This window comes from Promicromonospora aerolata (assembly GCF_042682255.1).
GTDB classification, from domain to species: domain Bacteria; phylum Actinomycetota; class Actinomycetes; order Actinomycetales; family Cellulomonadaceae; genus Promicromonospora; species Promicromonospora aerolata.
In genome coordinates, this window is sequence record NZ_JBHUHF010000001.1 from 1939823 (window position 1) to 1961826 (window position 22004).

The following is a 22004-nucleotide window of genomic DNA, read 5'->3' on the forward strand; positions in this document are numbered from 1 at the left end:
CTCAGCCCACCGACACGTTCACGGTATGCCAGCCGGTGGCCCCGTTCGGAGCGGGCGGGGCCTCCGCGTCGGTCTGGACCAGCCCGTCGGCGTCGGTGGCGCGCACCGCGACGGTGTGGTCCCCGGCGTCGAGCTCCAGCGACACCCGCCACTGGCGCCACGTGTCGGATCCGACCGTCTCGGCGAGTTCTGCGGGGACCCAGTCGCCGTCGTCCGCCCGGACCTCCACCGCGCTGATGCCCGTGTGGGGCGCCCACGCGACGCCGGCCACCGTCACCGCGCCCGGCGCCACGGACCCGCGCGGCACCTCGATGCGCGACTGCACCTTGACCGGCCCCAGCGCCGACCAGCCGCGCGGCGTCCAGTAGCCCTGGTCGGCGTCGAAGGTCGTGACCTTGAGCGACGTGACCCACTTGGTGGCCGACACGTACCCGTACAGGCCGGGCACCACGAGCCGGGCGGGGAAGCCGTGGTCCACGGGGAGCGGCTCACCGTTCATGCCGACCGCGAGCAGGTTGGCGCGGTCCGGGTCCTGGAGCACGTCCAGCGGCGTCCCGGCGGTGAAGCCGTCGACACTGCGTGACAGCACCATGTCGGCACCCGCCTGGGGCTTGGCGCGCTCGAGCAGCGCCCGGACCGGGTAGCCGAGCCACAGGGCGTTACCGATGAGGTCGCCGCCCACGGGGTTGCTCACGCAGGAGAGGGTCACATGATGCTCCTCGAGCGGCAGCGCGAGCAGCTCGTCCCAGGTGATCGTGAACGGCTCGTCCACCATGCCGTGCACCTCCAGCGACCATTCCGCCGGCTCCAGCTGCGGCACCCGCAGGGCCGTGTCGATGCGGTAGAACTCCGGGTTCGGGGTGATGTACGGGGCCAGGCCGTCGAGCTCGAGGTCCGCACCGGCGGGCACCGCCGGCGCGGTCGTGCGCGCGGCAGGCAGGCGGATCTTCTCGCGCACGACGTTCACAGCCGCTGCCCCCGCCGAGACGACGCGCGAGCCCGCCAGGGCCAGCACGGCCACGCCCGCCGCGATCCCGGTGACGACCAGGAACCCGCGCCGGTCGACGGCGCTCCCCGAGTCGGCCCGCAGGTCAGCGGCCGGCCGCAGCCGTGCCATGGCCTGCCGCAGCAGGATCACCGCGCCACCGATCCCGACGATGCTGGGCAGCGCCCACAGCGGCGTCGCGTCCGGTCGCAGCACCGCCACGATCGCCCCGACCACGCCGACGGCAGCGATCAACAGCGCGCCCGACGGCGGGCGACGCAGCTCGAGCGCTCCCGCGAGCGCCGCGCCGAGGGCCAGGACCACGCCCATCGACGCGAGCAGGACCGCCTTGTCGTTGGTGCCGAACGCCTGCACGGCGAAGTCCTTGAGCCAGGGCGGTACGGCGTCGACGACGGCCGCGCCGCCCGCGAACAGGGTGCTCGCGCCGGGTGCGACGAGTGCCGCGACGAGCTCCGCGACGGCCAGACCCGCCGCGCCCGCGAGGACGCCGGCCAGCGCGGCCCACCAGGTGTCGTGCGGGGAGCGGCCGGCCTGCGGTGCCGTGGGGCTCTCGGTTGCCTGGGTCATACGCTCAGCCTGGCACGCGGAGGTGGGTTCGACGGGGTCCGGGCGTGCACCGTCATGAGCCTGTAAGGACTTGAACTGCGACTTCGGTCGGCTACACACGGCCCAGACGTGAGTTCGGTCGGTTGCACACGGCCCAGAAGTTAGTTCGGTCGGTTGGGATGAGATCGGTCGGTTAACTGACCGATCTCATCCCAACCGACCGAACTCAACCAGCGCAGCCCACTCAGACTCCCGTGCCGCGCACGATCTTCGAGTTGTGCGCCTGCGCGCGCGGCCGGATCGTCACCAGGTCGATGTTGACGTGGTCCGGGCGGGACAGGGTCCAGGCGATGGTGTCGGCGATGTCGTCGGCGGTCAGGGGCGTGTATCCCTCGTAGACGGCGGCGGCCTTCTCGGCGTCGCCGCCGAACCGCACGAGTGAGAACTCCTCCGTCGCCACGGCACCCGGCGCGACCTCGATGACCCGCACGGGCTCGCCCGCGATCTCCCAGCGCAGTGTCTGGGACAGCATGTGCTCCGCGTGCTTGGCACCGGTGTAGCCGGCGCCGCCCTCGTAGGCGCCCTGGGCGGCGGTGGAGGTCACGTTCACGACATCGGCGACGCCCTTGGTGGTACCCGCCTCGCGCAGCAATGGCAGTACGGCCTGCGTGACGCGCAGCGTGCCCAGTACGTTGATCTCGTACATGCGGCGCCAGCCGTCGATGTCGGCGTCCTCCACCCGGTCCAGGCCGAACGCGCCGCCCGCGTTGTTCACCACGGCGTCGAGTCCACCGGTGGCGGTGAGGTGCGCGGCGAGGGCGGCCACGGCGTCGTCGTCCGTCAGGTCGGCGACGTACGCCTCGCAGCCCGTCTCGGCGGCGAGCGCGTCCAGGCGGTCGGCGCGACGGGCGGCGGCCACGACGTCCCAGCCGTCGGCGCGCAGCCGGCGCACGGTGGCGGCGCCGATGCCCGACGACGCTCCGGTCACCAGGGCACGGCGGTTCGCGGGACGGGTCTCGGGGGCGGTGCTGTCGCTCATGGCCGCACTGTAGTGCTTCCCCCGTCAGCGGAGCAGGCCGGCGGCATAGCCACCGAAGAGGGCGACGACCAGCCCGGCGACCACGAGGATCGCGACGATCCACACCCACGGCGCCCAACGCGGCGGACCGTGCTCCTCGTGTCCCTGGGGCGCGCTCACCTGGTCGGATTCGGGTGGGGTCTCGCCCGGCTGGAGGTTGCCGCTGAGGGGCATCGTGCGGCCGTCCGGCTCGGGGTCCGGGTTGTGTGCTGCCTGGTTCTCCGGCTCGTTCGTCATCGTGGATCTCCCTGCCCTGTCCCCTGGCCTGGGGTCGCCTCCACCGTAGGCACGCCGGGTGCCAGTCGCGCGGCGGGTGCCTCCGCCCGGCACCGCCGACGGTGCGGAGCCCGGCACCACCGACGGTCCGGAACCCGGCACCACCGACGGTCCGGAACCCGGCACCACCGACGGTCCGGAACCCGGCACCACCGACGGTCCGGAACCCGGCACCACCGACGGTCCGGAACCCGGCACCAGCAAACGGCATGAAGCACGGCTCGGGCGGCGACGCCGAGAGCGAAATCCTCCGGAGACGCCCGCACGCGCCGGTGTATCGTGACGACCGGGTCGCGGGCCCTGCTTTGGCCCGCTGATGCGGCTCTCACTGTGAGCCGCTTCCCGCCTGGACGCGAGATGGCGCGTCGCTGCTCACCCCATGGCCGTTCCTGGCCGTGGGCTGTTCGTCGACCCCTGGAGCCCTCGCGTGCACCCCCACCGCGTCCGTCCTGCCCGTGCGTTCGCCCTGCCCGCCGTCGCCGTCGTCGCGGCCTTCGCTCTCGCCGCCTGCTCGGCCACCGCCTCCGGTGAGACCGCCTCCGGCCAGTCCGACGACGGCGCAACGCCGGCGTCGGGCAGCTTTCCCCTCAGCCTCGACAACTGCGGGTTCGCGACCGAGATCGAGGCGCCCCCGGAGCGCGTGGTGACCATCAAGTCGTCCACCACGGAGATGCTGCTGGCGCTGGGCCTGGGCGACCGGATCGTCGGCTCGGCGTTCCTCGACGGGCCCGTGCCCGACTCGTTGGAGACGGTGCCCGCCGTCGAGGAGCCGTTCGCGGCGGAGGCACCCGGCTCCGAGGCCACGCTCGAGCTGGAGCCCGACCTGGTCTATGCGGGCTGGGAGTCCAACCTGACGGCGCAGACCGCGGGTGACCGCGAGACCCTCGCCCGGCTCGGCGTCGCCACCTACGTCTCCCCCGCCGCCTGCAAGGAGGACGGGTACATGCCGGACCCGCTCACCTTCGAGACCGTGTTCGACGAGATCGAGGAGGTCGGCGCCCTGTTCGACGCGAAGGACGCCGCGACCCGGCTCGTGGACGACCAGCGTGCGGCGCTCGATGCCATCGAGGCCGACGAACGCGGTCTGACGGCCCTGTGGTGGTCCTCCGGCGACGACACGCCGTACGTGGGCGCCGGTATCGGCGCGCCGCAGATGATCATGGAGGCGGCCGGGCTGACCAACGTCGCGGCCGACGTCCACGACACCTGGACGTCGCTGGGCTGGGAGAACGTCGTCGAGGCCGACCCGGACGTCATCGTGCTGGTCGACGCCGCGTGGAACCCCGCGGACGCGAAGATGGAGACGTTGCGGTCGAACCCCGCCACCCGGGAGATGACGGCGGTCAAGGAGGAGCGCTACGTCGTGGTGCCGTTCCCGGCCACCGAGGCCGGCGTGCGCAACGTCGACGCCGTCGCCTCCGTGGTGGACCAGCTGGCGGACCTGAACCCGTGAGCACGCCGGGCGTGGCCGTGCGGACGTCGAGGCTCCCCGCCCGCGGGGCACGCCGGTCGAGACCGTGGCTCGCCCTGCCCGTCGCGGCGCTCGTGCTGGTCCTCAGCATCGGCGTCGCGGTGACCATCGGACCGGCGGACCTGACGCTGTCCGAGGTCGGCCGGTCGGTCGCCACCCACCTCGGGCTCGGTGACGCGCTCGGCCTGCAGCCGCTGGCGACCCTGCGCGACGGGATGGTGTGGCAGCTGCGGATGCCCCGCATCCTCACGGCCGCCGCCGTCGGCGCGGGCCTCGCGCTGTGCGGCGCCGTGATGCAGTCACTCACCCGCAACCCGCTCGCCGACCCCTACCTCCTGGGGCTGTCGTCGGGCGCCTCGCTCGGCGCGGTGCTCGTGCTGCTCGCCGGGCTGCCGCTGCTGCTTCCGGTCGCGGCGTTCGTGGGGGCCGTCGGGGCGCTCGCCCTCGCGCTCTCGCTGGCCGGTGCGCTCGGCACGATCACACCTACCCGCACGGTGCTGGCGGGCCTCGCGATCAGCCAGCTCTGCGCCGCGGCGGTGTCGTTCGTGATCTTCTGGTCGGCCAAGGGCGACGCCTTCCGCGAGGTGCTGTCGTGGCTCATGGGCTCGGTCGCCGCGGCGACGTGGACGTCGGTGGCGGTCGCCGGGGGCGCGGTCCTGGTGCTCGGCACCCTGCTGGCGCTCACCGGGTCCGTGCTGGACGCGTTCACGTTCGGGGACACGGCGGCCGCAGCGCTCGGCGTACCTGTGCACCGGGCGCGCTGGATCCTGCTGATCGGCGTCGCGCTGCTGACCGGGGCGCTCGTGTCGCAGAGCGGCTCCATCGGGTTCGTCGGGCTCATCCTGCCGCACGCCGTGCGGCTGTTCACCGGCGCGCGGCACCGGCTGCTGCTGCCGCTGTCGGCGCTGGCCGGTGGCTCGTTCCTGGTCTGGGCCGACACCTTGGCCCGCACGGTGTTCGAGCCCCGCGAGCTGCCCGTCGGCATCGTCACGGCCGCGATCGGCGCGCCCGTGTTCGCGTTCCTGCTCTGGAGAGGAAACCAGCGGTGAGCACCGGGTACTCATGGGCGACGTCCACCCGCACGGAGGAGCTGCCCGGCAGCCGGCAGACCGTCGCGGCACGCGCAGGACTGACGGCGGAACGGGTCTCCTGGACCATCGACGGCCGGCCGATCCTGGACGACGTCGGGGTGCTCGCCCCGGCCGGCGCCGTCACCGGGCTGCTCGGCCCGAACGGCTCGGGCAAGTCCACGCTGCTGCGGATCCTGGCCGGGGTGCAGCAGGCGGGGCACGCACCGCCGTCGGGCACCGCCACGTCGACGGCGTTCGACGGCGTCGACCTGGGCGGCGTGCCCCGGCGGGAACGCGCCCGGGTGCTCGCGCTCGTGGAGCAGGACGCCGGCACCGACCTCCCGCTGTCCGTGCTGGACGCCGTGCTGCTGGGGCGCATCCCGCACCGTTCCTTGCTGGCCGGCGACTCGGACGCCGACCGGGCCGCCGCGCACGCCGCCCTGCTCGCCGCCGGCGCGGAGGAGCTCGCCGACCGTGCGGTCGGCACCCTCTCGGGCGGCGAGCGCCAGCGCGTGCACATGGCCCGCGCCCTGGCCCAGGAACCGCGCCTGATCCTGCTCGACGAGCCGACCAACCACCTCGACATCGCCGCCCAGCTGGATGCCATGCGGGTGCTGCGGGACCTCGCGGCGGACGGCGTGACCGTGGTCGCCGCCCTGCACGACCTGAACCTCGCCGCCTCGACGTGCGACCACCTGGTCCTGCTGGACCAGGGCCGGGTGGTCGCGGCCGGACCGGTCGGCGAGGTACTCGTCCCGGAGGTGCTGGAACCGGTGTACGGGGTGCGGGTCGACGTTCTGACGCACCCGCGCACCGGACGCCCGGTGCTCTCCTTCGAGCGGGGCTGAGCGCCCCGACGGCCGCCGGTCGCGGCCCGTGGCGCCGCCCGGGCTGACGGATCCGCGCACCTGAACCATGATGGGGGTCATGGCCGCTCCCGATCTCGTCGTCAAAGCAGGCAAAGTTCTCAACCCGTGGGTGCTCCGCGTTGCGGGGCGGTTGCCGCCCTGGGTGGTGCTGCACCACGTGGGACGCAAGTCCGGCAAGGACTACACCACGCCGCTCGTCGCGTTCGCGGCCCGCCCGGAGGAGGAGATCCTCGCCGTGCTGCCGTTGCCGTGGGGATCGGGAACCGACTGGGCCCGCAACACGATGAGCTCCGGCACGGTCCGGCTGACGCGGGCCGGCGCCGAGTTCGTCGTCAAGGACGTGCGGCTGGTTCCCGCCTACGAGGCCGCCGGGTGGCTCGCCGCCGTTCCGTCGACCCTGCTCTCCGCGGCCGGTGTCGAGGAATGCCTGGTCGGGACGCTGCACCCGGCCTGACCCGCGCCGTCGGGCGGGTGTCATCGGAGGTGCCCGCGCGGGAGTATGTTTCGCGTCGTGAACCTGCGCACAGCCACACCGTCTGATGCCGCCGCGGTCGCCCGGGTGCACCACACGACCTGGGTATCGACCTACGGGGAGATCCTCCCGCCCGAGTTCTGGGCGACGGCCACGCTCGAACGCCGCACCTCGACATGGGAGCGATGGCTGGCGAACGGCGCGACGCCCCTCGTCGCCGAGGTCGACGGCGAGGTGGTCGGCATCGCGATGTCGGGCGACGCCGTGGAGCAGGACGACGTGCTGCCGGTGCGCGCCCGGCAGCTGTACCTCCTGTACGTCCTGGAGGCGCACCACGGGACGGGCGTCGGCCAGGCGCTGTTCGACGCCGTCGTGCCGCCCGGCACCGGCGCACAGCTGTGGGTGGCGGAGGACAACCCCCGCGCCCGGCGCTTCTACGAGCGCAACGGGTTCGTCACCGAGGGCACGCGGATCGTCGACGCCAGCACCGCTGACCTCGCCGAGGTTCGCATGGTCAGGTAGTCGGGTTACCGTTCCCCTCATGTCTGACTTCCACATCCGCGCCTCGACACCGGACGACGCCGTCGGCGTCGCCGCGGTGCACTGGACCACCCGGCGCGCGGCCTTCGGCGAGCTCCTGCCGCCCGAACACTGGGAAACCGAGACGCTCGGCACCCGCACCGAGGGCTGGATGCGCATCCTCGCCGCCGGCAACAAGGCGCTCGTCGCCGAGGTCGGCGACAAGATCGTGGGGTTCGCGATGAAGAACCCGTCCGGACCGCACCTGGGCCACGCCCCCGTACGGCCCACCGAGCTGCACGAGCTGTACGTCGACCCGAACTTCCACGGCACCAACGTGGGCCACGCCCTCCTGGAGAACATCCTCCCGCCCGGCACACCGGCCCAGCTCTGGACGTTCGCGTCCAACCCGCGCGCCCGAAAGTTCTTCCAGCGCGCCGGCTTCCTGCCCGACGGCGTCACGGCCACCGACCCGGACACCCACGTGCTCGAGGTCCGCCTGGTGCGCTGACGCTCCGGGGCGGGTGCTGCGGCCTCGGGGGTGGGTGCTGTGACCTCGGGGCGGGTGCTGTGACCTCGGGGCGGGTGCTGTGACCTCGGGGCGGGTGCCGAACCGCACCTTGGCCGGACGCCCGGGCGTCGAACCGCACGCTGACCACGTACCCGGGTGCCGAACTGCACGTTGACGGGTCTCCTCGCGCCGAACCGCACGTTGACGGGACATCCCGGTGCCGAACCGCACGCCAACCCCGTACCCGGGTGCCGAACCGCACGGTGACCACGTACCCGGGTGCCGAACCGCACGCTGATGGTCCATTCGGTGGCCGGAGCACGCACAAGGTTCGGTTGGGCCACACCGGCCACGCGCAACTTGCGGATCGACGGGCTTCGTCGAACCCGCGGACGAGCAACATGCGGTTCGACCCCCACGACCGGAACCTCCCACGCACAACCTGCGGTTCGGCACCCGCGACCGGAACCTCCGACGCACAACCTGCGGTTCGGCGTCGTCAGCTCGGCCAGCAGCGACCGTCCACCACTCCCCCTCTGCGGGTATCCCCTCGATCGAGCGAACGGGCCGTGCCAGTATCTCGACATGACCGCACACACCGTCGAGCTCTTCGAGGATCCGGCGGCCGCGCTCGCCGTGGCGGGCGACCTGCTGGCCGACGATCCGGTGGTCTGGAGCGTCGTGGCCTCGGTGACGCACCACGCGGCACGGTCGTTCGCCCCTGGCGGTCCCCGTCCCGAGCACCCGATGTGGTGGGCGGTGGTCCGCGACCCGGCCGGCGTCGTCGTCGCGGTGTCGATGCGCACCATGCCGCACCCGCCGCACACCCTCTGGGTGCCCGCGCTGCCCGACGACGCCGCCCGGGTGCTGGCCCGGGCCGCCCTCGACCGGACCGCGCGAGCTGGTGACCCGCCACTGACGTCGGCGAACGGTCCGGTCCCCGCCGTCCGGGCCTTCACCGACGAGGTGTTGCGGTCCATGGACGGGACCAGCCGGGAGGAAAGGCTCGAACGACTCTGGGAGGCGGTGCGCATCACGGCCCCCGAACCTGCGCCGTCGGGCCGCGCGCGCCGCGCCACGCTCGCCGACCTCGACCTGGTCACCGCGTGGTTCGACGTGTTCCATGCGGAGGCCGACGCCCAGGCGGGCCGTGCTCCCGAGGCCGAACCCCTCCGCATCGAGGGTGCCCGGCGCTGGATCGACGAGGGCGGTGTCTGGCTCTGGGAGGTCGACGGCGAAGTGGTGCACCTGACCGGGGCACGACCTCCGGCGTTCGGCGTGGTCCGGATCGGTCCCGTGTTCACGCCGGCCGAGCACCGTGGACACGGCTACGCCCGTGCTCTCGTCGCCGAGGTGGCGCGCCGGGTGCTCGACGCCGGACACCGGGTCTGCCTGTACACCGACCGGGACAACCCGGTCTCGAACCACGTGTACGAGTCGATCGGGTTCGCGCCGGTGCTCGACCAGCTCAATCTGGTTGTGGAACCTGCGCCGGTCCGTGCGTCCGCCTCTGGGAATGACGACTGATGGGCCGCAACGCGATCATCTTCCACGGCACGCACGCCGAGCCCGACTGGATCTGGTACCCGTGGCTCGCGGAACGGCTGCGCGAGCGGGGATACGACGTCGACCTGCCGCACCATCCCGGGACCGACACCGACCCGATCGCGACGTTCCTGCCCACGGTGCTCGCCGCGCACACCTTCGACGAGGACACCGTCCTGGTGGGGCACTCGGGCGGGGCCGCCCTGCTGCTCGCTCTCCTGGAGCACCTCGACGTGACCGTGGCACAGGCGGTGCTGGTGGCCGGCTACTCGACGCCCCCGAACGACGCACCCGAGCCCGTGCTGCAGGACGGCTACGACTGGGCCGCCATCCGGTCGCACGCCCGGCAGCTGGTGTTCGTCAACTCCGTGACCGACGAGTTCGGCTGCGACGCCGACCAGGGCCGCGCCATGTTCGACCACCTGGGCGGGACGCTGGTGGTGCGCGACGACGGGCACTTCGTCACTGAGACGCTGGAGCTCGTGGACCGGCTGATTCCCTGAGTGCGCGTCGGCGCACGTGGGTCACAATGGGCTCATGGCCACCCAGCTCTGGATCACCGGCGACCCCGACACGGACCGACTGCTGAGCGAGGACCCGTTCGCCCTCCTGGTCGGCATGCTCCTCGACCAGAACATCCGCTAGCCACTAACAGCGTCTATCGGTCGGATCGTTGTGCGGTCCATTACATGGTCGACGAGACGGACACAGCACGCCAGGCCTGCGATTCAGGCGTCCAGGTGAGTTCTGCCGTGCCTTCCAGCGCTGGGTCGGCGAAGCGAATGACCTGGTCCAGGAGCTCCTGGAACTGCTCCGGGGTGCTGTCGTCGAGTCGCTGTTTGCGGCGCCAGTTCACCCACTTGGCCTGCGCGAGTGACGCCATGCCGTCAAGGACCTCATCAAGGGGTCGCAGGCTGGCCTCACGGTAGGCCGCTACGGTCCGGATCGCCTCGGCCATGTCAGACATGCGGATGGTCCGGGTCTGGCTGAGCGCGACGATGTCGACGAAATCGCGCCATCGGGTGTTCGCGGTGCCACGCTCGACGGCGGTCACGATCTTCTCCGCGAGGACCATGTGGTCGGGGTAACCCTTGAGCCGGACGCTACCGCCGAGCAACCGGGGAACTTCTGCCTGGGTCGGGGCGGGCCAGATGGGATCACCGAAGTTGACGTCCACGTGCAACGCGATCCGAGCGGTGGCGAGACTTGCGGCCACCTTGACGCGGACTCCGGTGTAGTCGGCCTCGTCGCGGATCGGCACCCCGGCCACTGATGCCGGGTCGAACATCAGCCCGTCGCCGGCATCGAATCGGATAATGCCACCGACCCGCATCACGACCTCGTCCACGTCGTTCGGGAAGCCCGATGCAGCCAGGTCGATGTCCCTGGTCGGGCGGCGAGCGGCGAACGCAGCCATGAGTACGCCGCCCTTGAGGACGAAGTCGTCAGCATGGGGCGATGCCGCGAGTCGGGCGAGGAATCCCTCGAGAGCGTAGAGCGTGAGGTACTCGGCGACGTCACGTCCGTCGCGGCGAGCCAGGTTGCGAACGTCCTGGTAGGCCCGGCCATCTGGTGTGTCGCGGGTTGGTCTGGTCACAGGAGGACCTCCAATGCCTGTCGGACCCGCGGCACCGAACGCGGGAATGCCGCTGCCACGCGTAGCAGGTCGGCCGGGGTACTCCCTCGCCGTTGCACCCAGCGACGCAGCGCGGTGTGTCCGATATCTGGGCCTTCAAGATGGGCGAGACGAAAGCAGTCCACGATCGTGCGCTCGGCGGAGTACACCCACATCTGCAATGCGCCCTCTGCCTTGAGTGGCGTCCGTCCAATGTCGAATGTCGCCGGATCGAACGAGTGCCAGGCCACGTGGTCGAACCCGGCCGGACGACGGACTCCCCGAGGCAGCGCTATGTCCGTTTCGTGCGGAATCGCGTCACTCAGGTCGTGATGTACCAGCGCACTGGTCAGGCACATCGTGGCCCTGACTTGTAGCGCAGTCGCCGCAGCAAGGGACGCCATGGCGGGATCGATCCGGTCCGGACGCACGTAGACACCCCTGCCGACTCGTTCCAGCTCGCCCGTCTCGATCATCCGGTAGACCTGATCCTTGCTCAGACCTCCCGCCCGTGCGTCGCCGAGAGTCAGCACCGCCTCCGAAAACACCATCGTCCGACCTCCTAACCGTATACAGGATGACCCTACCTGTAGACAGTTAGGAGTGCGCGCCGACACAATCGCCCGGAGCCCGCTCAAGCGGGTAAGAGCACTCCCCGGTCACGGGGGGTGCGGAGGGAGGAGTACCCGTAGAGCCGGTCGACCGATCTGCGGTCGGTAGAGTCCGGGCCGTGCAATCCGAAGACTAGAGTGCGCGGCCTCCAGATTCCCTGCCACCCGCCCTCCGCTGGCCGGCCCTGGGCACTACGGGCCGACTCGGTGGGCGGATCGAGTACCGACTGAAGGGTGATCGCGTGTACGTGGTTCCGTTGCATCCGACGGCCGAGGCCGCCTTGTCCCGCCTGGAGGTCGCCGATCCGACCCTGCATGACTTGGTGAAAGCCGTTGCCAGTGAGCCCGGGTGGGTGGTCGGCGATCTTCTGGCCGCTCTGGAGACCGACAACAGCGACGGCCGGACTCAGCTCGGGCGGGCGGAGGTGCTGACGGCGGCTGGGCGCGAAGCAGAGGCCTTCGGTGACAGCCACGTGCGCTGCGAGTACCTGCTGCTGGGTGCGCTCAGTGTGCTGGGCAACCGCGACCGATTGACGCGTGCCCGCACGGACTTCCAGGCACTGATGGGGACTCGGGCGTTCGCCGAGTACCAGAACCTCGCGCCACGGTCTCGACCAGCGGGTGCAGCGCGCCCGCCTTTGGTGCTCCTGGCCGGGTTACCCGGCACCGGCAAGTCGACGCTGGCGGAGTCGTTGGCGTCCGCGCTGCCGGCACCGGTCTTCTCGATGGACTGGCAACTCGGCGCCCTGGTGCCGTTCGGCGTGCTTCGCCCGGACAACACGGGGCCACTGGCCGACCTGACGCTCATCGCGGCGGCAGCACGACAGCTCCAGCTGGGACTCGGTGCAGTCATCGATGCCACCGGCCACACTCGCGAGTTCCGCGCACGGCTCGAGTCCCTTGCGGACAGTCTCGACGCAAGATACGTCGGTGTGGAGTGTGTGTGCTCGGACGAAACAGCCCACCGAAGCCGGGTCGAGGGCCGTGACCGTGGCATTCCCGGCTGGCCGGCGACCGTTGCCTGGTCGCACGTGAAGCGGATGAAGGAACACTGGGAGGACTGGCACCAACCGCACCTGATCATGGACACAGCCGTGGTGTCCCCTGAGACCGCCCTACGAAGGGCCCTCGATCTCATCGCGCCCACCGACGCGCAGGAGGGCGGCCGGACTCACTGAACCGCTCGCCTGTACCGAGCGCCGCCAAGCCACTCGTGCAGAATGGATCCATGGCTACCGATCTGTGGATCACTGGCGACGCCGATACCGACGCACTCCTGTCCCATGACCCATTTGCGCTTTTGGTCGGCATGCTCCTCGACCAGCAGTACCCGATGGAACACGCCTTCGCGGGCCCGCGCAAGATCCGTGACCGCATGGGCTCGTTCGACGTGCATGCCATCGCCGAGGCCGACCCGGACGAGTTCGTGACCATGGCGACCACTCCCCCGGCGATCCACCGCTACGGACGCTCCATGGCGGGCCGCGTCCAGGACCTGGCACGCACCGTCGTCGACGAGTACGACGGCGACGCAGCGAAGGTCTGGACCGCACCCGGCGCCGACGGCGGTGCCCCGACCGGCCGCGAGGTGCTGAAGAGGCTCAACTCCCTGCCCGGCTACGGCGAGCGCAAGGCCAAGATCTTTCTCGCCCTGCTCGGCAAGCAGCGCGACGTCCGGCCGGAGGGCTGGCGCGAGGCGGCCGGTGAGTTCGGCGAGGAGGGCTCGCACCGTTCGATCGCTGACGTCACCAGTGCTGAGACGCTGCTCGAGGTCCGCGCGTTCAAGAAGGCCCAGAAGGCCGCGGCCAAGAACGCCGGCTGACCTCCGGGCAGCCCACCTGCCCCGCTGGCCCGACGTGCACCGGCAGGCCAGCGGGGCACCCGGTCAGCCGGTCGTGTAGAGAGCGTCCGAGGGGGCAGACGACGACGGGGCCGACGACCGCTCATGGGGAACGGTCGGCTCCGGCGACGGCTCCCCGGCAGGCGCCGGAGCGGGCGCGGACTCGGCGGAATCGCTGGGCACCGGCGTCGGCTCGGCAGGGGCGGACGACGGCTTGCCCGACGTGGACGGCTCGGCAGGGGCGGACGACGGCTTGCCGGTGTCGGACGACGCGGACTGCTCTGCGGGAACGCTGGGCACCGGGGTCGCGTCCGCGACTGCCGACGGCGCGACTGACGGCTCCCCTGACTCCGAGGCGCTGGCCGTCGTACAGGCGGTGGCCAGCAGTGCCACGGCGAGGGCGCTGCCCGCCACGGCGGCGCCCCGTGCCATGGCACCCCAGGCTGGTGCCCTGGCACCCCAGGAGAGCCGACGGCGAACCGGGTTGCTGGAAGCGAGAGAATTCGATCGATAGAGAGTCACATGCCGGTCAGTGTGCGACGGGACGACCCGCATGACAGCGCCGGGATGTGACGTGACCGACGCCCTCGGGGTGTCATGCCCGTCCTGGTGCCGGACACAGACCGTTGCGCAGGCCCACGCCCATCCCCGCCCCCTGGAGACCGCACTGTCCGCCCACACCGAGCCACGCGACCTCGAGGCAGGCACGCTCACACCGGCGCAGACCGAGTCGCTGTTCGCCGACCATGCCCGTGCGGTGCACCGGTACGCGCGAACCCGGCTCACCGCGGCCGAGGCGGAAGACGTCGTGGCGGAGGTGTTCGCGATCGCCTGGCGCAAGGGCGAGGTGCCCGACGAACCGCGGGCCTGGCTGTTCGCCATCGCCCGGCGCGTCCTGGCCAACCAGGTCCGCGCAGAGCGGCGGCGCACGGCACTGGCGGAGCGGGCGCTGCGCCACCCGGCGGCACCGGGTCCGGACGACGCCCGCCTCGTGGAGGAGCTCGACGTGCTGCGCCGGGCCCTGACGCTCCTGCGGCCCGCTGACCGGGAGGTGGTCGAGCTGCTGGCGGCCGCCGAGCTGAGCACCGCGGAGGTGGCCGGCGTGCTCGGCTGCACCACGGCATCGGCCGCTACCCGCGTCTACCGGGCGCGGCGCCGGCTGCGTGCCGCCTACCGCACCGTGACCGAAGGTCAGGAGACCTGACATGCGAAGGAAGAACGACGCCCTGACCCGCGCCCGGCAGGCCCTCAGCCAGGTCGATGCCGAGCTGGACCTCGGTCAGGCCCGCTCGGCCGCGCTGACACGCGCCGGCTCCGGGCCGGGCGCCCAACCGGAAGCGGACGACGCGACAGGGTCCGACGACACGGCACGGTCCGACGACGCGACGGGATCCGGCGTGGAGATCCTCCCCCACGGGCAGCGGCCGGCGCTCCCCCGCAGCCGCGCGGGGGCGTGGGCGCTGGTCGCCACGGTGGCGCTGCTCGGTGGCGCCGGACTGGGGGCCGCCGTGCTGTGGCCGACGCCGGGCGAGACCGTCCCCGGTGCGCCCTCGCCCGCCTCACCGATGCCTGGGCCTAGCCTGTCGACCGCCACCCCCGACACCAGGCCGACCGACAGCCCGCGGGAGTGCGCGTCGATACCGCCGATACCGGGCTCCCGGCCGACCCCGCGGCCCGCCGGGCAGCCGTCCAGTGCGCCGCTGCCGGTGCGGGAATGCGACACCGAGCCGTCGCCCGCGCCGTCGGACGGTCCGACCGCGGGCCCGGACGACCTCGATCCGTAGCCGGCACGAGCAAGCCTCACACCGCTGTCCCTTGACTGCCTGGAGCCGACGCGCAACACTGTGACAGATATCGTCACAGTGTCACACGGAGGAACCATGGTCGACGGCGAGAGGCGCCGGGACGCCCTGCTCGATGCCGCGGTCGGGCTGCTCATGAGCCGCGGTTACGACAAGCTCACCATGGTCGACGTCGCCGAGGCGGCCGACCTGAGCCGGACGATCGTCTACCGCCACTTCGCCTCGAAGCGCGAGCTCGTCGACGCCGTCGCGGCGCGCGCGCTGAGCGCCTACGCCGTCCGCTGGCGCAAGGAGCTGGGTGACGATCCAGCGCCCGGGACGGTGGCGAGCATCTTCGGTGCCGCCTTCCGCGTCGTGGCCGACGATCGGCTGCTCGCCGCGATCGCCACCCGGGACCGGGACGTTTTCGGGCGGTACCTACGAGACCCCGACGCGACCATGCCAGGTCCGGCCGGGCTCGGTCTGCTCGGGCAGTTCCTCGGCACCCTGCAGCAGGCGGGAGCGGTTCGGCAGGGCGTCGATCTCGCGTCCGTCGCCGTCGTGCTGGACGCCCTCACCGTGGCGGTGCTGCACGCCATCCAGGAACACCAGGGCGAGCCCGACGGCCCGTCGCCCGAAGCCCTGATCGGCACCGTCACCGAGATGATCGACCGGATGCTGACGCCGGAGGCTCCGGACACCGATGCGGTCCTCGCCCTCATCGACCAGCGGCTCGACCGGACGACCTGACACTCCGAGGAAGGACACCCATGCAGATCACGATCCTCACCGCGGGTTCACGCGGCGACGTCGAGCCACTGCTCGGCCTGGCCGGCATGCTGCGCGAGCTGGGCCACCACCCGACGGTCGTCGGGCCGCCGAACTTCGCCGAGCTCGCCGCGTCGTACGGCACCGAGTTCGAGCCGATCGGCCCGTCCCTGCCGTCGTACGCGGACGACCCCGAGCTGGTCGAACTGATCGAGTCGGGCAACATGGTCCGGTTCATGGCCTACGCCGCCAAGTCGCGCAAGCGGATCCTGCCGCAGATCATCGACGACATCTGGCGTGCGGCCAGGCACAGCGAGGCCGTCCTCTACAAGGGCCCGACGGCGCTGTACGGGTACAACGTGGCCGAGAAGCTCGGTGTGCCGTGCGCGGACCTCCAGTTCTTCCCCGTCACGCCCACCCGGGAGTTCCCGACGTTCCTCCTCGGCAACGGGAGCAGCCGCGGCGCGGTGCTGGACCGTGCCGGCTGGTGGAGCACCGACCAGCTGATCTGGCGCACGATGCAGCGTCCTGGCGTGAACCGGCAGCGGCGCGAGATCCTCGACCTCCCGCCGCTGCGGACGAACGCGCGGGTGCTCCAGGACCGGCAGGGCATGCCGCTGTACTACGCGTACAGCCCGCTCGTCGTGCCGCGCCCTGCCGACTGGCACCCGCGCATCCATGTCACGGGCTACCTGCCCACCCACGCTCCGGCCGACTGGGAGCCACCGGCGGAACTCGCCCGGTTCCTCGACGCGGGCGAGCCGCCCGTGTCGTTCGGCCTGGGCAGTGTCCCGGTCGCGAACCCCGGCCGGCTGGTCGCCGCGTACCTGGAGGCGCTCGACCGCACCGGGCGGCGTGGCCTCCTGATCGGCGGCTGGGCCAACCTCGGTCAGGACCGTGATCTCCCGGACCACGTGCTGCAGATCGACTCCGCCCCGTACGACTGGTTGTTCCCCCGGCTCGCGGCGGCGGTCCACCACGGCGGCGCCGGCACGACGGCCGCGAGCCTGCGCGCGGGGATCCCCACGATCATCACATCGGTCGCGGCGGACCAGCACTCCTGGGGACGCCGGGTGGCCGGCCTCGGCGTCGGGCCGGAGCCCATCAAGGTCAAGCAGGTGGACGCCGACCGGCTCACGGCGGCGATCAGGCAGGCGACCACCGATGAGGCGCTGCGCGAGCGCGCCGCCGACCTGGGGACCCGACTACGCCAGGAGGACGGCATCGGCCGGACGGCGGAGCTGTTCACGGAGTACCTGAGTACGGCCGGGTCTCGGGTGGCGCGCTGAGCGGAACCCGTGGTCGCCGCCACCATGGAATCGCGCACGAAGGGCTCTGGTCCGGCCTCCCTGAACTCGAATCACGCAGTCGACCGGCGCTGTAGCCGATCTCCGCGGTGACTTCCTCCAGTCGTAGAGCCTTGGCCGCGCGCCGCACCCGAGCATCACGCGCGGTGCCGTCGGTGACCTCTGCGAGCGTCACAGCGGACGCATGAAGTGTCGAATCCGCGCGACGGGCGACGGTTGCCCAGGCTTGCATCTGCCGTCCGTCGTCGGCCCGCGCGGAGAGTGCCTCGGAGTCCAGGAGGAAACAGAACGTCAGCAACGATCACCGTCTCCGGTAGGCCGTCACCAGCACCGACACCGTCACCGCTTCGGGCAGCTCACCGTCGTCCGACAGCTCCGACTCGGTGACGTGGCGTGCGCTGGGCGTCATCAGCACCAGGTCGACCGCCTCCTGGCGGCTCAGCGGCGTCGTGTACTCGACCCGCTCCGTACGCACCGTCTCGAAGTACGGGTCGAGGGCCTGGTGCAGCCGCTGCTCCTTGTCCGGGTCCACGGTCACCATCTGCGTGACGTGGCGGCGCAGCTCGGCCAGGTGCCCGCCGAAGGGCCGCACCACGACCAGGCGGCCGCCCGGGCGCAGCACGCGGTGGAACTCGGCCGGGTTGCGGGGGGCGAACACGTCGAGCACCACGTCCACCTGCTCGGACTCGATCGGGAACGGCCGGAACACGTCCCACGTCGCGGCAGCGGCACGCGTGTGCGCCTTGGCCGCCACGCGCAGCGCGTGCGCCGAGGTGTCCAGACCGAGTCCGACGGCGTCCGGCAGCGCGTCGAGCACCCCGGCGAGGTAGTAGCCGGTGCCGCAGCCGACGTCGACCACCGTGGCGGGACGCCCCGAGCGGCCGGCCGGGTCCGCCTCGGCCGCGAGCTCGGCGACGGCGGCGCGGATCGGCGCGTAGCGCCCGGCAGCCAGGAACTCCCGCCGGGCCCGCGCCATGGGGCCGTCGTCCCCGCTGGTCGCCCGGGCACCGGTCAGCAGGCCGACATACCCGTGCCGCGCGACGTCGAAGCTGTGGCGGCGCGGGCAGCGCAGCACACCGTCGCCCGACGCCAGATCCGCACCGCAGGACGGGCAGCGCAGCAGCGGCAGGATCGGGTCGAGGGCGGCGGGAAGAGAGACGGGCACGAGCACACTCCTGGCAGCGATGGTTGGGCGAACGTCAGACCCGGTCCTCCGGGACCGGGTTCGCCGCCCGGCCCTCGGTGGACAGGAGCAGCACCACGGCGTCGGGCCGCAGACCGATCGCCTCCCGCCAGCCCGACTGCCCCAGCACCAGTCGGGCTGCCGCGAGGGTTGCCGCACCGCAGGGTCCGGAGTCGACACCGAGCCGGGCCAGGTCCTCGACGGCGGCTGCGGCCTGGTCGTCGGAGACCGTGACCGCACCGTCCAGCCCGTCCCGCAGCACGGGCCACGCGAGCGCGGACACGGTGCCGCAGGTGAGCCCCGTCATGATCGTGTCACCCGTGGGTACCGTGACGGGAGCACCCGCGCGCAACGACGCGACCAGCGCGGCGGCGCGGTCGGGCTCGACGGCGAGCAGGGTGGCGCCGTCCGCCCCGGCACCGCGGTAGTGGGTCACCACCGCCTGCGCGAACGAGCCCACGCCGACCGGCACGACCACCAGGTCCGGTGCGGCGACGCCCAGGGCGGCCAGCTGGTCGTCGGTCTCGAGGCAGAGCGTGGAGTAGCCGTCGACGATCCACTGCGGGATGTCCGTGTACCCGGGCCAGGACGTGTCCTGCACCAGGACCGACGCCGGGTCGGCGGCCGCCTCCGCCGCCGCACGCGCCACCACGTCGTCGTAGGTGCCGTCGACCTCGACGACCTGGGCACCCTCGGTGGCTATCGCCTTCTTCGCGGCCTCGGTGATGTCCTGCGGGTGGTAGATCGTCGCGGTGGCGCCGATCAGGGCGGCCATGTGGGCGACCGCCCGACCGTGGTTCCCGTCCGTCGCCGCGTACAGCCGCACGGCGCGGCCCAGGACTGCTTCGCGCACCGCGTCCAGGGTGGTCTCGGCGAGGCCGAGCCGCTCCCCGAGGACGCGTGCCGTCGCGTACGACGCGCCGAGGATCTTGAAGGCGGGCAGCCCGAGCCGGCTCGACTCCTCCTTGACCAGCACCCGTCCGACGCCGAGCTCCGCCGCGAGCCGGGGCACGTCCCGTAACGGCGTCGGCTGGTATCCGGGCAGGGTGCGGTGAAAGTCGATCGGGGGCATGGGGTCGATTGTCCCCGACCGGGCCGCCGGGGGCCGACCGGTCAGAGCAGACCGACCGCCGCGAGCGTCGTCGCCACGACGCCGGCGACCGTGCGCACGTGGTTCCACGCGGTCCAGGGGCGCCAGTACGCGCGCCATCCGGCGCCCTTGTCGTGGGCGGCGAGCAGGCGGTTGTTGAGCGGCACGTTCAGGGCCGCGGTCACACCGAACGTGCCGATCAGGTACACGGCCGCGGCCCCGAGGACCCACGCCCCGCCGTCCCGGCCGTCGACGAGACCCCAGATGCCGGTGACCGCCGGCACGAGGAGCGCCCCGAAGAAGACGGACATGAAGGCGGGCAGGGGCGCCGTCTCGTTGATCCCGCTCATCGCGGCGCCGGCGGCATCGTCAGAGGCGCGGGCGAGGCCGCTCATGACGAACGACGAGAACCCGAAGAACACCCCCGCCGACAACCCCAGCAGCACCACCGATGCCACGGCGAAGATCGTCCAGACCATCAGAACCTCCCGGTCGGCCCACCGGCGCGGCGGACCTGAGCAACTCTTCCACGAGTGGCGCACCGGTTCCAGGCGATACGCACGGGCTCGCGGGGGCCGCTCGGCCGGACCGTGCGGCGGTTGGTCGCACTCCGGTAACAGATCGGGCACACCGGACACTTTCGCCCCACGGAGTGTCAGTGTGCCGTGGAACACTTCTGGCCATGCTCGAACTTGCCACCGGAACCGGACTCGCCTTGTCAGCGGGCCTCAACGCATGGATCCCGCTCATCTTCCTGGGCGTGCTCTCCCGCTTCACGGACCTCGTGACGCTGCCGCCCACCTGGGCCTGGCTGGAGAACGGCTGGGTCCTGGCGATCCTGACCGTGCTCCTGGTCCTCGAGTTCGCGGCGGACAAGATTCCGGTGCTCGACTCCATCAACGACGTGGTGCAGACCGTCATCCGACCCACCGCCGGTGGCATCGCGTTCGGTGCCGGGTCCATGTCGGAGACGACGACGGTCACCGACCCGAGCACGTTCGTCCAGTCCGGCCAGTGGATCCCCATCGTCGCGGGCATCGTCCTCGCGCTCGGCACGCACGCCGCGAAGGCCGGCGGTCGCGTGGTCGCCAACACCGTCTCGGGCGGCACCGCGGCCCCCGCCGTCAGCGCGGCGGAGGACGTCACGAGCATCGGTCTGGGCTTCCTGTCCGTCCTCGCCCCGCTCGCGATCATCCCGGTGCTGATCCTGTTCGTGATCGGGGTGATCATGCTGATCCGGAGCCTGCTGAAGCATCGCCGCGCCCGGGCGGCGGGGCATGCCGGTGGAGAGGGAGATGCCTACTACGTCTGACGTGCGCGCCCTCCAGCGCTCCCGGCTCACCGCGGTGGGCCTGGGCACGCTGCGCGCGGCCGATGCCGGAGGCGTACCCGCCGTCGTCGCCCGGCTGGGGGCCGTCCAGGCGCAGGAGCCGCACTCGTCCGCCTGGGGCGTGGCACAGCGCCTGGCGCGGCCCGCCACGCTCGAGGAGGTCCAGGCCGCTCTGGCGGACGCGACGATCCTGCGCACGCACGTCCTACGTCCCACCTGGCACTACGTAGCACCCGACGACCTGGCGCCGCTCATGACCGCCACCGCACCCCGTATCCGGCGCGCGATCCTCTCGGCGGAGAAGCCGCGCGGGTTCGACCACTCGCTGCTCCCCCGGCGGCACGCGGTGGTCGCCGAGGCGCTGGCCCGAGGACCGCTGACCCGCAAGGAGCTCGGTGCGGTCCTCGCCGCGGCGGAGGGTGCCCCGCTGGACACCTGGCACCTCGGCCAGGTGATGATGCACGCCGAGCTCGACCTGCTCGTGGCGAGCGGTCCGGTGCGGGGCAAGCAGGCCACCTACCGACTGCTTCCCGCACGGCGGGCCTGGGACGAGCACGAGGCGCTCGTCCACCTGACCCGCGCCTACGTACGCGGGCACGGCCCGTGCCGCGCGGAGGACGTCGCCTGGTGGGGCGGCCTCACCAAGACGGCGGCACGCGCGGCCGTGGCCGACGCCGGGCTCACGCGTCACGAGCTGGCCGGCCTGACGCTCTGGACCGACGGCGACCTGCCCGAGCCCGCACCGGCCGGCACCGTGCGCCTGCTGTCGGTGTTCGACGAGCTCTTCTGCCACGATCTGAAAGGGTGGCCCACCCCGACCCGCGACGGCACGCCGGACCGCTGGTCGTTCGCCGGCATCGTGGCCGTGGACGGGCTGATCGCCGGGGCCTGGTCCCGCGCCCTGAAGGCGCGGAGCGTGGAGATCACGGTGGAGCTCCCCGAGGAGCCGAGCCGCAGGCTCTGGGCGGCGATCGAGGCGGAGGCCGCGCGCTACGGGGAGTTCTGCGGCCTGGAACCGGTCCTGACGCGCGGCCAGGTGGCCAAGGGCACGATCGGCTGACGCGCGGAAGATCGCTCCTACCCAGCGATCGGGACCATATCTCCGCACGTTCCGGA

Annotated in this window: 25 protein-coding genes and 1 pseudogene; 17 read left to right on the forward strand and 9 right to left on the reverse strand. The window is 72.2% G+C overall.

The genetic code is table 11. The features are described 5' to 3' along the window. Position 1 precedes the first annotated feature (1 nt). The 3 genes from ACFSL2_RS08805 to ACFSL2_RS08815 all read right to left on the reverse strand — a co-directional run bounded on the left by ACFSL2_RS08805 (position 2) and on the right by ACFSL2_RS08815 (position 2867). Positions 2–1573, reverse strand: coding sequence for a molybdopterin-dependent oxidoreductase (locus ACFSL2_RS08805; RefSeq protein WP_377197489.1), 1572 nt, complete (start codon positions 1571–1573; stop codon positions 2–4). Between the two features lie 223 nt (positions 1574–1796). Further along, positions 1797–2591, reverse strand: a complete 795-nt coding sequence (locus ACFSL2_RS08810) for an SDR family oxidoreductase (protein ID WP_377197490.1) — start codon at positions 2589–2591, stop codon at positions 1797–1799. Between the two features lie 24 nt (positions 2592–2615). Further along, positions 2616–2867, reverse strand: a complete 252-nt coding sequence (locus tag ACFSL2_RS08815; protein ID WP_377197491.1) for a DUF6480 family protein — start codon at positions 2865–2867, stop codon at positions 2616–2618. Between the two features lie 418 nt (positions 2868–3285). Here ACFSL2_RS08815 and ACFSL2_RS08820 point away from each other — a divergent pair, with 418 nt between their 5' ends. The 9 genes and pseudogenes from ACFSL2_RS08820 to ACFSL2_RS08860 all read left to right on the forward strand — a co-directional run. Further along, positions 3286–4359, forward strand: a complete 1074-nt coding sequence (locus tag ACFSL2_RS08820; RefSeq protein WP_377197492.1) for a putative F420-0 ABC transporter substrate-binding protein — start codon at positions 3286–3288, stop codon at positions 4357–4359. Continuing rightward, the gene (locus tag ACFSL2_RS08825; RefSeq protein ID WP_377197493.1) at positions 4356–5426 is read left to right on the forward strand and encodes a putative F420-0 ABC transporter permease subunit; all 1071 of its coding nucleotides are present in this window, start codon (positions 4356–4358) and stop codon (positions 5424–5426) included. The genes ACFSL2_RS08820 and ACFSL2_RS08825 overlap by 4 nt, the downstream gene beginning before the upstream one ends. 80 nt (positions 5427–5506) lie before the next feature. Next, positions 5507–6295 (forward strand): ATP-binding cassette domain-containing protein, encoded by a 789-nt coding sequence (locus ACFSL2_RS08830; RefSeq protein WP_377200794.1) that lies wholly within the window; start codon positions 5507–5509, stop codon positions 6293–6295. Between the two features lie 79 nt (positions 6296–6374). After that, positions 6375–6770 carry a nitroreductase family deazaflavin-dependent oxidoreductase gene (locus ACFSL2_RS08835; protein WP_377197494.1) on the forward strand — a complete coding sequence of 132 codons (396 nt, stop codon included), beginning with the start codon at positions 6375–6377 and terminating at the stop codon, positions 6768–6770. Between the two features lie 57 nt (positions 6771–6827). Then, positions 6828–7310 carry a GNAT family N-acetyltransferase gene (locus tag ACFSL2_RS08840; protein WP_377197495.1) on the forward strand — a complete coding sequence of 161 codons (483 nt, stop codon included), beginning with the start codon at positions 6828–6830 and terminating at the stop codon, positions 7308–7310. 19 nt (positions 7311–7329) lie between these two features. After that, positions 7330–7818 carry a GNAT family N-acetyltransferase gene (locus tag ACFSL2_RS08845; protein ID WP_377197496.1) on the forward strand — a complete coding sequence of 163 codons (489 nt, stop codon included), beginning with the start codon at positions 7330–7332 and terminating at the stop codon, positions 7816–7818. A 585-nt stretch (positions 7819–8403) separates the two neighbouring features. Further along, positions 8404–9345 (forward strand): GNAT family N-acetyltransferase, encoded by a 942-nt coding sequence (locus ACFSL2_RS08850; RefSeq protein WP_377197497.1) that lies wholly within the window; start codon positions 8404–8406, stop codon positions 9343–9345. Then, the gene (locus tag ACFSL2_RS08855) at positions 9345–9866 is read left to right on the forward strand and encodes an RBBP9/YdeN family alpha/beta hydrolase (protein WP_377197498.1); all 522 of its coding nucleotides are present in this window, start codon (positions 9345–9347) and stop codon (positions 9864–9866) included. The genes ACFSL2_RS08850 and ACFSL2_RS08855 overlap by 1 nt, the downstream gene beginning before the upstream one ends. A gap of 34 nt (positions 9867–9900) precedes the next feature. Further along, positions 9901–10002: pseudogene (locus ACFSL2_RS08860) on the forward strand (HhH-GPD-type base excision DNA repair protein); the annotation flags it as partial. A gap of 46 nt (positions 10003–10048) precedes the next feature. Here the strand turns inward: ACFSL2_RS08860 and ACFSL2_RS08865 are convergent. Together ACFSL2_RS08865 and ACFSL2_RS08870 are read right to left on the reverse strand one after the other, a co-directional pair. Next, a complete protein-coding gene (locus ACFSL2_RS08865; RefSeq protein WP_377197499.1) occupies positions 10049–10960 on the reverse strand; it encodes a nucleotidyl transferase AbiEii/AbiGii toxin family protein in 912 nt (303 codons plus the stop codon). Beyond that, on the reverse strand, positions 10957–11529 hold the full coding sequence (locus tag ACFSL2_RS08870) for a type IV toxin-antitoxin system AbiEi family antitoxin domain-containing protein (RefSeq protein ID WP_377197500.1): 573 nt from the start codon (positions 11527–11529) through the stop codon (positions 10957–10959). Before ACFSL2_RS08870 ends, ACFSL2_RS08865 begins: the two co-directional genes overlap by 4 nt. A 302-nt stretch (positions 11530–11831) precedes the next feature. Between ACFSL2_RS08870 and ACFSL2_RS08875 the strand changes: the two genes are divergently transcribed. Together ACFSL2_RS08875 and ACFSL2_RS08880 are read left to right on the forward strand one after the other, a co-directional pair. Then, positions 11832–12767 carry an AAA family ATPase gene (locus ACFSL2_RS08875; protein WP_377197501.1) on the forward strand — a complete coding sequence of 312 codons (936 nt, stop codon included), beginning with the start codon at positions 11832–11834 and terminating at the stop codon, positions 12765–12767. A 50-nt stretch (positions 12768–12817) separates the two neighbouring features. After that, on the forward strand, positions 12818–13411 hold the full coding sequence (locus ACFSL2_RS08880) for an HhH-GPD-type base excision DNA repair protein (RefSeq protein ID WP_377197502.1): 594 nt from the start codon (positions 12818–12820) through the stop codon (positions 13409–13411). Positions 13412–13474: 63 nt separating this feature from the next. Here ACFSL2_RS08880 and ACFSL2_RS08885 read toward each other — a convergent pair whose 3' ends face one another. Beyond that, the gene (locus ACFSL2_RS08885) at positions 13475–13861 is read right to left on the reverse strand and encodes a hypothetical protein (protein WP_377197503.1); all 387 of its coding nucleotides are present in this window, start codon (positions 13859–13861) and stop codon (positions 13475–13477) included. 142 nt (positions 13862–14003) lie between these two features. Between ACFSL2_RS08885 and ACFSL2_RS08890 the strand changes: the two genes are divergently transcribed. The 4 genes from ACFSL2_RS08890 to ACFSL2_RS08905 all read left to right on the forward strand — a co-directional run bounded on the left by ACFSL2_RS08890 (position 14004) and on the right by ACFSL2_RS08905 (position 17267). Beyond that, the gene (locus ACFSL2_RS08890) at positions 14004–14633 is read left to right on the forward strand and encodes an RNA polymerase sigma factor (protein ID WP_377197504.1); all 630 of its coding nucleotides are present in this window, start codon (positions 14004–14006) and stop codon (positions 14631–14633) included. Between the two features lies 1 nt (position 14634). Next, positions 14635–15213 (forward strand): hypothetical protein, encoded by a 579-nt coding sequence (locus tag ACFSL2_RS08895; protein ID WP_377197505.1) that lies wholly within the window; start codon positions 14635–14637, stop codon positions 15211–15213. Positions 15214–15309: 96 nt separating this feature from the next. Continuing rightward, entirely contained in the window at positions 15310–15960 is a 651-nt protein-coding gene (locus ACFSL2_RS08900) for a TetR/AcrR family transcriptional regulator (RefSeq protein ID WP_377197506.1), read from the forward strand. 20 nt (positions 15961–15980) lie between these two features. Further along, positions 15981–17267, forward strand: a complete 1287-nt coding sequence (locus ACFSL2_RS08905; protein ID WP_377197507.1) for a glycosyltransferase — start codon at positions 15981–15983, stop codon at positions 17265–17267. Positions 17268–17586: 319 nt separating this feature from the next. On the opposite strand, the gene ACFSL2_RS08910 is transcribed toward ACFSL2_RS08905, so the two are convergent. The 3 genes from ACFSL2_RS08910 to ACFSL2_RS08920 are packed head-to-tail and all read right to left on the reverse strand — an operon-like array spanning position 17587 to position 20037. Then, positions 17587–18450, reverse strand: a complete 864-nt coding sequence (locus tag ACFSL2_RS08910; protein ID WP_377197508.1) for a methyltransferase domain-containing protein — start codon at positions 18448–18450, stop codon at positions 17587–17589. 34 nt (positions 18451–18484) lie between these two features. Beyond that, positions 18485–19540, reverse strand: coding sequence for a diaminopropionate ammonia-lyase (locus tag ACFSL2_RS08915; RefSeq protein ID WP_377197509.1), 1056 nt, complete (start codon positions 19538–19540; stop codon positions 18485–18487). 41 nt (positions 19541–19581) lie between these two features. Beyond that, positions 19582–20037, reverse strand: coding sequence for an anthrone oxygenase family protein (locus ACFSL2_RS08920; RefSeq protein WP_377197510.1), 456 nt, complete (start codon positions 20035–20037; stop codon positions 19582–19584). Between the two features lie 203 nt (positions 20038–20240). Here ACFSL2_RS08920 and ACFSL2_RS08925 point away from each other — a divergent pair, with 203 nt between their 5' ends. Beyond that, a complete protein-coding gene (locus ACFSL2_RS08925) occupies positions 20241–20870 on the forward strand; it encodes a DUF4126 domain-containing protein (protein WP_377197511.1) in 630 nt (209 codons plus the stop codon). Further along, positions 20854–21948 carry a winged helix DNA-binding domain-containing protein gene (locus ACFSL2_RS08930; protein ID WP_377197512.1) on the forward strand — a complete coding sequence of 365 codons (1095 nt, stop codon included), beginning with the start codon at positions 20854–20856 and terminating at the stop codon, positions 21946–21948. The genes ACFSL2_RS08925 and ACFSL2_RS08930 overlap by 17 nt, the downstream gene beginning before the upstream one ends. Positions 21949–22004: the final 56 nt, after the last annotated feature.